Origin of the sequence: Vibrio sp. Vb0598 (genome assembly GCF_033338935.1) — a bacterium.
Taxonomy (GTDB): domain Bacteria; phylum Pseudomonadota; class Gammaproteobacteria; order Enterobacterales; family Vibrionaceae; genus Vibrio; species Vibrio alginolyticus.
In genome coordinates, this window is the sequence record NZ_JAWOTP010000213.1 from 1 (window position 1) to 1,152 (window position 1,152).

The window sequence follows — 1,152 nt, forward strand, 5'->3', positions numbered from 1 at the left end:
CAAATGCTTGAATTTGTTTGATTGCTTCCGTTTTTGGATCGCGAGTGACAACAATTCTATCTGCATCGATATTGATGCTGCCTTGCTTAAGCGAGACATCACCTTTAAAAATGACCTGGTTACTCTTCATGTCCACCTGTTGGGTGTCAGAGTTAATGTAAACCGGCTGTTGAGTATCCGACTTAAGTGCAAACGCTTGAGGCGCTGCTAATACTAGTGCCAGTAGACTAAGGTGTAACGGTTTCATATCGACCTTGAACTTCATTCGTTAGAGTCGCGGTGTGCTGTTTTAAGTTTCCTTGCATCGCGCCTCCAGTAGTTTCAAATTGCGGTCCAACCAACATTACTTGTTGATCGGCTTTAAAATCACGATTGGTTAGATTGATGACCAACTTATCGGTCGCCATCGTATCGAAACTGGCGCCCGGTAATAGGTTTTGCATTAAGACTTTGTCGTACAAAGTCAGCACTTGGTCTTCATCTAAAACAGCTCTTGTGGCTGTTACCTTCCACTCGACGACGCTACCTTCTCGGTAAACCATCAAGGTAGGGCTGTTAAAAATCGTTTCTCCACTCTTAGCATAGTAATCTAAGTTGTTGGAGCGGATGATGTAACTACGTACACCATCTTCACCATAGGTGATGTTTTCTAAACCAGTCCCACTGAACAATGGCAGTTCGGTGTCTGGGGCTACTTGAATTGCATCGTTACCTTTTGGTGTGAGCAGGTAATAACCACACCATGCGACGACGAAAACCAAGAGCAAATAAATAAGGCGAGTAAAACTCATATATTAAAGGCCTTTTGTTTAGCTCAGTACTTCCCTGACTATTGCCTTAATCTGTGTAATCAATCGTTTGAATGTTTCGTGTTGCCGATATTACATCACACCAGCTTTTAGTAAATCATGCATATTTAATGCGCCAACGATTTTATCTTCTTTGCATAGGATAAGTGCGTTGATGTTTTTGTTCTGCATTAAGTTCAATCCTTCCACTGCTAACATTTCTGGATGTGCTGTGGTTGGATTTTTCGTCATGACTTCACCAATAGCCGTGGTATGAATATCAATGCGCTTATCCAAAGTGCGGCGTAAGTCACCATCGGTGAATATACCAAGCATAGCATCGTGTTCGTCCACGATTGCGGTC

The 1,152-nt window shown here is 42.6% G+C and carries 3 protein-coding genes; all 3 read right to left on the minus strand.

Annotation, left to right across the window (positions count from 1 at the left end; all coding sequences use genetic code 11):
- The coding region (locus R7Q38_RS24165) for an LptA/OstA family protein (RefSeq protein ID WP_318114611.1) at positions 1–247 on the minus strand (247 nt) is incomplete at its 3' end.
- Positions 228–791, minus strand: a complete 564-nt coding sequence (gene lptC, locus R7Q38_RS24170; RefSeq protein ID WP_005467805.1) for an LPS export ABC transporter periplasmic protein LptC — start codon at positions 789–791, stop codon at positions 228–230. The genes R7Q38_RS24165 and lptC, both read right to left, overlap by 20 nt.
- Before the next feature lie 90 nt (positions 792–881).
- A partial coding sequence (locus R7Q38_RS24175; RefSeq protein ID WP_318114612.1) for a CBS domain-containing protein occupies positions 882–1,152 on the minus strand: 271 nt, incomplete at its 5' end.